Origin of the sequence: Campylobacter sp. TTU_617, assembly GCF_016599045.1 — a bacterium.
GTDB lineage: Bacteria > Campylobacterota > Campylobacteria > Campylobacterales > Campylobacteraceae > Campylobacter_D.
On sequence record NZ_JAENKV010000024.1, the window covers coordinates 1 to 7,959 of the forward strand.

Genomic DNA, 7,959 nt, shown 5'->3' on the forward strand with positions numbered 1-7,959 from the left:
ACTATCATCAAAAGTAAGTCTATACTCAAGCTTACTTTCTCTTTTTATATTAAGTTCAACATCATCACAAGAATTAATTTTATAGGATTTGTTAATTAACATAGTAAATCTTTTTGTAAAAATAAGAAACAATTATACTCAAACTTAGTAAAATAAAGTTTTAATTTTGAAGGGCAAAAATGAAAAATCTTTGTATTATTCCAGCACGTGGAGGAAGCAAAAGAATTCCTAGAAAAAATATTGTTGATTTTTTAGGCAAACCTTTGATTGCTTATAGTATAGAAAATGCTTTAAATTCAAAACTTTTTGATGAAGTTATTGTTTCAAGTGATGATGATGAGATCATAGAAGTAGCATTACAATATGGAGCAAAAGTTCCTTTTAAAAGAGATAAAAGCTTAAGTGATGATTTTACTTCAAGTACGGCTGTTGTGCAAAATGCCATTAAAGTTTTAGCTTTAAAAAATCAAAATTATGATAATGTTTGTTGTCTTTATGCAACAGCGCCTTTGATTGATGAGAAAATTTTAAAAGATGCTTATGAAATTTTTACTCAAAATGAGAGTAAATTTCTTTTTGGTGCTACTGAGTTTGCATACCCTATAAAAAGGGCATTTTATTTAGATGATAAACAAAATGTTTTTATGTTTGATGAGGAATATTATAATAAAAGATCACAAGATTTAATCAAAGCTTATCATGATACAGGAACATTTTATTTTGGAAAGAGCAAAGCTTGGCTTGAAACTAATTTTATGTTTAAGTCTTATTCTAGTGTTTATGTATTGCCTAGAACTTTGGTATGTGATATAGATACTCCACAAGATTTAGAATTTGCTAAATTGCTGTTTAAAAGGAATCAAGGATGTTTATAAAGAATTTAAAAGGATTTAAATATCCTGATATGGAAATTGTAAGATGGTTTTTTAAAAATAAACTTGATACTTTAAAAAATGCGAAGGTTTTAGAATTTGCTTCACACAATGGCAACAATTTAAGCCTTTTTGCAAATTATGATTATGAGTGTTTAGGTGTTGAGCTTAGTAAAGAGCATTATGAAAATGCAAAATATAATTTTGATAAAATTTTAAAATATAAAAAATTTAAATTTTTTAATGAAAATATGTTAGATTTTGCTAAAAATTATAAAAATTTAAATGCTAAAGTTTTTTTAATTCCTAATGTAATTAATTTTATTGCTAAAAATGAGCTTAAAACTCTGCTTTTAAACACTAGAAAGAACCATCTTTATGCTATGGGGGGGGGGATTTTTCTTTTTTCTTTTTAAGGGCAAGAAGTATTAAAGATTATCGTTATAAACTTGGAAAAACATTAGAAAATGGAAGTTTTATTTTAAATAATGATGAATTTAGCGGAGAAAAAGATTGTCTTTGCACTTGTTATGAAGAATACGAACTTGTAGAATATTTAAAAGAGTATTTAAATTTATATGATTTTGAGGTAATTATGAGCGAAAATATCAATGTTAAAAATAAAATTTTTATCAAAGATAGCGATATAATCGTATATGGAAAAATAAAATAGAAGGAAAATAATGTATATTAGAGACTTAAAAGGTTTGAAATTCCCAGATTTAGCAGTGATTAAATTTTTTTTTAAAAATAATTTACATCAAAGAGATACAAATAAAAAAGTTTTAGAATTTGCTTGTTCTAATGGTAATAATCTTTCTTTGTTTGCAAATTATGATTATGAATGTTTAGGAGTAGATTTAAATGAATCAAATATAGAAAATGCTAATTTTAATTTTACAAATATTATTAAGGCTAAAAATTTTAAATTTTTTAAAGATGATATTTTAGAATTTCCTAAAAAAAGTCCTGATGTTAAAGCTGATATTTTTTTAATTCCTAATGTAATTAATTATCTTCATAGGGAAGACTTTTTAAATCTTTTAAAAAATTCAAAAGAATATAAAATGTATAAAGAGAATGCTTTGTTTTTTTTAAGAACTAGAAGTATTCGAGATTTTCGCTATGGTTTTGGAGAAAAAATAGCACACAATGCTTTTAAAATTAATCATGATAATACAACTGGAGAGTTAGGTTGCATTAATACTCTTTATCAAGAATACGAACTTGTAGAATATTTAAAAGAGTATTTAAATTTATATGATTTTAAAGTTTTAAATTATGAAGCTACAAATATTATGGGTGAAGATGATGCGAAAATTTTTGATAGTGATATAGTGATTTATGGAAAGATAAAATGATAGCTATAATGCAACCTACTTTTTTGCCTTGGATTGGCTATTTTTACATGATAGCAAAAGTTAAATATTTTGTTTTTTTAGATAATGTCCAATTCGAGCAAAGATCTTGGCAAAGTAGAAATAAGATCAGACTTCAAGAAAAGGAGCACTTTATTTCTCTTTCACATCAAAAAACATCACAAAAAACTTTAATTTGCGATATAAAATTAAGCAAAGATACAAAATGGAAAGATAAGATTTTAAAAACTTTTTATCACGCTTATAGTAAAAGTGATAATTTTAATCTTATATTTGATTCATTAAAATATAATTTAAATAAACACGAAAATTTATGCGAGTTAAATATCTCTTTAATTAATGCAATTTGTAAAATTTTAGAGATTAATACGCCTTTGTTTAGATCTTCGATGCTAGATTTAAGTGATTTAAAAAGAGAAAATTTACTTGTTGCAATTTGTAAAAAATTGGACGCTAAAGATTACTTATCAGCTAATGGCTCTAAAATTTATTTAGATAAAGAAGAAGCTAAGGAATTATTTAAAGATAATGAAATAAATATTTCATATTTTGATTTTACTCATCCAGTATATAAGCAAAATTTAAATAAACGGGGGGGGGGATTTATACCTTATTTAAGTGTAGTTGATTTTTTATGTAGCGTAAAAGATCCAAGAGAAGAATTTAAAAAAATATTACAAAAAAATTAAAGGTTTTTAATATATGAAGGTTCTTTTTAGAAGTGATAGTTCTGCTAATTTAGGGCTTGGTCATATAAAGCGCGATCTTATTTTAGCAAAACAATATGATGAAGTTTATTTTGCTTGTTTGCCTTTAGAAGGATCATTGATAGATGAAATTCCCTATCCTGTTTTTGAGCTAGAAAGTGCAAGTATTTATGAACTTATCCATTTGATTAAAGATCATCATTTTGATTTATTGGTTATTGATCATTATGATATTGATAAAGATGATGAAAAATTAATAAAACTTGAAACAGGTATTAAAATTTTAAGTTTTGATGATGAATTAAAAGAGCATTATTGTGATATTTTACTTAATGTTAATGCCTATGCAAAAGCAGAAGACTATAAAGGTTTAGTTCCTTTTAAATGCGAATTAAGATGTGGTTTTTCTTATGCTTTAATTAGAGAAGAATTTTATGTTGAAAGTAAAATTCAAAGGGATAAAATTTGGGATTATTTTATTTGTTTAGGAGGAGTAGATGCGAAAAATTTTTCCCTTGAAATTGCCAAAGATTTACCAATGGATAAAAAAATTATTATTGCTACAACAAGTGCAAATAAAAATCTAAAAAAACTTAAAAAATTCGTAGAGTTTAATCAAAATATCACTTTAAACATTGATAGCGAGAATTTGGCTAAATTGATGAATGAGAGTAAAAAATTAATCATTAGTGCCTCTTCTTTGGTAAATGAAGCTCTAATTTTAAAAGCCAATTTTAAAGCTATTGCTTATGCAAAAAATCAAGAAAAAATAGCACAATGGTTAATGAAAAAAGGTTATGAGGTGGAAATTAAATGATCTTTCTTAAAGATTTTGCTACACTTAACGAAGAAGAAAAAAGACGTGTATTAATGTGGCGCAATGATGATGAAGTTTCTTCTTTTGCGAAAGTTAAAAATATCAATTTAAAAGAACATTTAAATTTTATAGAAGAATTAAAATATCAAAAAGATAAACAATATTTTTTAGTTTATAAAGAAAAAGAAGCTATTGGAGTGATTAGTTTTGTAAATATTACTCCACATTCTTGTGAATTTGGACTTTATGCAAAACCAAGATTAAGAGGTATGGGGAAAATATTGATTCAAGAAATAAAAAACTATGCTTTTAATACTTTAAAGGTTGGAATTTTAAAAGCCTGTGTTTTTAAAAATAATGAGAAAGCTTTAAAATTATATAAAAAGAATCATTTTTCTATTGTAATGGAAGATGAAAGTATGTTTTATATAAGTTTATCAAATCATTCTTACAAAAAAACCATTTTTAGCTAACTCATTTTTTATATCTTTTGGAGTGTATTGTGAAAAATGGAAAATATAAGCTCCAGCTAAGGCATCGGCTCCATAATTTAAGGCTTTAATACCATCATTTGGTTTTCCAAGTCCCCCATTAGCAATAAGAGGGATTTTTAATTTATTTTGAAATATTTTTAAAAGTTCTAAATCATATCCTTGTGCTTTTCCTTCAAAATCTACAGAAGTTAAAAGTATTTCTCCAGCACCTAATTTTTCATATTTTAAAGCAAGTTCTAAAGGATCAATATCTAATAAATTTCCTTTATCATACACATAGAATTTGTTATTTTTTCTTTTTACATCTATAGAGCAAACTATACACTGAGAGCCAAAACGATTTGCTGCTTGAGTGATAAAGTCAGGCTCTTTTAATGCTTTAGAATTTATACTTATTTTATCAGCACCTAAATTTAAAATTTTTTGTATATCCTCAATACTTTTTATGCCCCCTCCTATTGTTAAAGGCATGAAACATTCTTTAGCTAGATCTTTAAGGCTGTCAAAATCTATTTGAGAATTTTTTGAAGCATCTATATCTAGTATGATAAGCTCATCTACATTTCTAGCATTATATATTCTTACCGTGCTTATAAGATGTCCTATAGTGCGATAATCTTTAAATTCTATACTTTTAACAAGTTGAGAATTTTTAAGTAAAACACAAGGAATAATTCTTGTTTTTAACATTTTAAGCCTTTAAAAAATTCTCTAAAAGTTTTAAGCCTAAATTTTGGCTTTTTTCAGGATGAAATTGCACACCATAAATATTATTTTTTTGCAAAGAAGTACAAAATTGAATTCCATAATCACATTTTGCACTTATAAATTCTTCTTTGCAATTTACATAAAAAGAATGCACAAAATAAAAATCACTTTTATTAGAAATTCCTTGATATAGAGGAACTTGTTTTAAAATTTCAATATCATTCCATCCTATATGAGGAATTTTTAAATTTAAATTTTCATTAAAGGGTATGACTTCGCCTTCAATAAAGCCAAGTCCGTTACAAATTCCGCCCTCATAACCTTTTTCTAAAAGAAGTTGCATTCCAAGGCAAATTCCTAAAATAGGTTTTTTATGAGTTAAAACCTCTTCTTTAAGTACAGAGATAAAGTCAAGTTCTTTTAAGGAATTCATAGCTTCTTTAAAAGAACCTACACCTGGTAAAATTAATTTTTTAGCTTTTTGAAAATCTGTTTTTTCTTGTATTAAAAAATTTGACATTCCAATTTTATCTAAAGCTTTTAATACAGAATTTAAATTCCCAGCTTTATAATCAATTACTCCAATCATTTTAAAATACATTCTTCCTTGCGGATTAAAGATCCATCAATATCTCTTAAAAAATTGCCGTTTTCATCACGTTTAAAAATTTTTTTATTAGTGAAACTATCAAGAATTTTTTGAAATTCTTCTTTGGAAAAACCACTCCATTCTAAATATTTTTTAATTGCTTTTTTAGGTGGTTTTCCATCATATTTATTAACAAGTCTTATGCCTTCTTCGCGGGTTATATAGCCTAAGCGTATATCCAAACAAGCATTATCAGTAGCTCTTCCAAAACCATATTTTAAATATTTTAAATAATCGTGTAAATGATTGCTATAACAATCTAAATTTTCAAAGTTTTCATAAGTAGTTTCTACAGGACGATCTGAAGTTGAAAAACCATATTTTTGTGCTATTTGGAGATTTATTTTATAATCCCATTTGAAATAATATCCTAAAAATAATCCAGTCACGCCAACTCTTTTAAGTTCTTCATCACTTGGGTAAGTATAAAAATACAAGTCTTTTTCTTTTAAACCATCTACTCCTATCATATCACTAATGCGATTGCCTAAAAGTCCTCCAAATTCTTCAAGCCATTCTCTGCCTAAAATATTTTTTTCTTTACTGCTCGCAGGCCCTCCGTATTCTATTTGAGGACTTTCTCCCCAAATGATTAAAGGGATATTAAAATTAACAGCAATTCTTGGAGCGCTTGTAAAAATTCCCAAATGGTTTTGCCATTCATTATCTCCTGTCCTTATAAAAGCTTCTCTTGATAATATTTTATAAATTTTTGGATTTCTTTTAATATGGATAAGATCAACACCTAAATTATTTAAATTAGCAAGATTTTTTTTGCCTATTTTAGTAGGAATACTAGGCTCAAAACAAACACATAAAGGATTTAATCCAAGCTCTAAAATTTTTAATACTTGAAAAGTAGAATCTTTTCCCCCGCTAACACCTATAACACAATCATATATGGGATGTTTTTTGTGTTTTTTAATGAGTTCTAAAAATTCTTTTTCTCTTTGTCCCCAGTCAATTTTTTTATCTTTCATTTCTTGTGACCTGCAAGCATCACAAATCCCTTCATTGTCAAAATGTAAATCAGGTTTGGTATCAGGCATTATGCATTTTTTACAAAAATTCATTTTGATTCCTTTAAATTTCGAAAAGAATAAATCGTCTAAAAAAATATAAATTTTATTAAAATAATTATAAAATAATACCGATAGTGGTAAAAAATATCTAGGATTTTTATGTATATAGGAAATTTCAATCTTAATCAAAAAGTATTTATTATAGCAGAGCTTTCGGCTAATCATGCAGGCAGTTTAGAACTTGCTTTAAAAAGTATTGAAATGGCAAAAAAAGCAGGAGCTGATGCTGTTAAATTTCAAACTTATACCCCCAATAGTCTTACTCTTGATTGCAAAAAAGATGATTTTATCATAAAAGGCGGGCTTTGGGATAAAAGAACTTTATTTGAACTTTATGAAAAAGCCAAAACACCTTATGAATGGCATCAAAAATTATTTAATCATGCAAAAAAATGTAATATCTTATGCTTTTCAAGTCCTTTTAGTAAAGAAGATGTTGATTTTTTAAAAACTTTTGATCCTATAGCTTATAAAATTGCATCTTTTGAGGCAAATGATGAAGAATTAATTCGCTATATAGCAAAACAGAAAAAACCAACTTTACTTTCAACTGGAATTGCTACTAAAGAAGAGCTTTATAAGGCTATAAAGATTTTTAAAGAAGAAAAAAATGATGAACTTATTTTTTTAAAATGCACTTCATCTTATCCATCTAAAACAAAAGATTTAAATCTTAATGCTATTAAAACTTTAAGAGAGCAATTTGGTGTAAGAGTAGGTTTAAGCGATCATAGTTTTGGAAATTTAGCACCTATTATCGCCACTACTTTAGGAGCTTGTGTTATAGAAAAGCATTTTATGATAGATAAAAACATAAAAAGTGAAGATAGTGGATTTAGTTTAGATTTTAATGAATTTAAAAGCATGGTAAAAGCTGTAAGAGAATGTGAAAAAGCCTTAGGAAAAGGAAGTTTAAAATTAAACAAAAAAACACTTCAAAATAGAGTCTTTGCAAGAAGTTTATATGCAAGTAAAGATATTAAAAAAGGTGAAATTTTTACAACATCTAATATAAAAAGTATAAGACCTTCCTTTGGACTTCATCCAAAATTTTATAATCAAATTTTAGGCTTAAAAGCTATTAAAGATATAAAATTTGGAGAACCTTTAAAAGAAGAACATTTTAAGGAAAAATTATGACCCCCTCTTTATTCTTAAAAAACCTAAATGCTCTAAATAATACTTTCTTAAAAGAAGAACTAAATAAAATAAAATCAAATCTTAAATTTGAACTCATACAAGGTAAAGATA

Annotated in this window: 11 protein-coding genes; 7 read left to right on the top strand and 4 right to left on the bottom strand. The window is 25.9% G+C overall.

What is annotated here, in order from left to right; translation table 11 throughout:
* A partial coding sequence (locus GQV94_RS07385) for a DUF2920 family protein (protein ID WP_200170360.1) occupies positions 1 to 102 on the bottom strand: 102 nt, incomplete at its 3' end.
* A 77-nt stretch (positions 103 to 179) separates the two neighbouring features.
* On the opposite strand from GQV94_RS07385, the gene pseF reads away from it, so the two are divergent.
* The 6 genes from pseF to pseH all read left to right on the top strand — a co-directional run bounded on the left by pseF (position 180) and on the right by pseH (position 4,248).
* A complete protein-coding gene (gene pseF / locus GQV94_RS07390) occupies positions 180 to 875 on the top strand; it encodes a pseudaminic acid cytidylyltransferase (protein ID WP_200170413.1) in 696 nt (231 codons plus the stop codon).
* Positions 866 to 1,288, top strand: coding sequence for a hypothetical protein (locus GQV94_RS07840; RefSeq protein ID WP_234126467.1), 423 nt, complete (start codon positions 866 to 868; stop codon positions 1,286 to 1,288). The genes pseF and GQV94_RS07840 overlap by 10 nt, the downstream gene beginning before the upstream one ends.
* Positions 1,289 to 1,555: 267 nt before the next feature.
* Entirely contained in the window at positions 1,556 to 2,233 is a 678-nt protein-coding gene (locus tag GQV94_RS07400) for a class I SAM-dependent methyltransferase (protein WP_200170414.1), read from the top strand.
* Positions 2,230 to 2,940: a WbqC family protein gene (locus GQV94_RS07405; RefSeq protein WP_200170415.1), complete on the top strand. Its 711-nt coding sequence runs from the start codon at positions 2,230 to 2,232 to the stop codon at positions 2,938 to 2,940. The genes GQV94_RS07400 and GQV94_RS07405 overlap by 4 nt, the downstream gene beginning before the upstream one ends.
* Before the next feature lie 13 nt (positions 2,941 to 2,953).
* Entirely contained in the window at positions 2,954 to 3,775 is an 822-nt protein-coding gene (gene pseG / locus GQV94_RS07410) for a UDP-2,4-diacetamido-2,4,6-trideoxy-beta-L-altropyranose hydrolase (protein WP_200170416.1), read from the top strand.
* Positions 3,772 to 4,248 (top strand): UDP-4-amino-4,6-dideoxy-N-acetyl-beta-L-altrosamine N-acetyltransferase, encoded by a 477-nt coding sequence (gene pseH, locus GQV94_RS07415; protein WP_200170417.1) that lies wholly within the window; start codon positions 3,772 to 3,774, stop codon positions 4,246 to 4,248. Before pseG ends, pseH begins: the two co-directional genes overlap by 4 nt.
* Here the strand turns inward: pseH and wbuZ are convergent.
* From wbuZ to pseA, 3 genes are read right to left on the bottom strand one after another with little or no spacing between them, the layout of a single operon-like run.
* Positions 4,213 to 4,959, bottom strand: a complete 747-nt coding sequence (gene wbuZ, locus GQV94_RS07420) for a glycosyl amidation-associated protein WbuZ (RefSeq protein WP_200170418.1) — start codon at positions 4,957 to 4,959, stop codon at positions 4,213 to 4,215. The genes pseH and wbuZ overlap by 36 nt on opposite strands.
* Before the next feature lies 1 nt (position 4,960).
* Positions 4,961 to 5,578: an imidazole glycerol phosphate synthase subunit HisH gene (gene hisH / locus GQV94_RS07425; protein ID WP_234126469.1), complete on the bottom strand. Its 618-nt coding sequence runs from the start codon at positions 5,576 to 5,578 to the stop codon at positions 4,961 to 4,963.
* Positions 5,563 to 6,699: a pseudaminic acid biosynthesis protein PseA gene (pseA, locus tag GQV94_RS07430; protein ID WP_200170420.1), complete on the bottom strand. Its 1,137-nt coding sequence runs from the start codon at positions 6,697 to 6,699 to the stop codon at positions 5,563 to 5,565. Before pseA ends, hisH begins: the two co-directional genes overlap by 16 nt.
* 108 nt (positions 6,700 to 6,807) lie before the next feature.
* Between pseA and pseI the strand changes: the two genes are divergently transcribed.
* Positions 6,808 to 7,848, top strand: a complete 1,041-nt coding sequence (gene pseI, locus GQV94_RS07435; RefSeq protein WP_200170421.1) for a pseudaminic acid synthase — start codon at positions 6,808 to 6,810, stop codon at positions 7,846 to 7,848.
* Positions 7,849 to 7,959 lie beyond the last annotated feature (111 nt).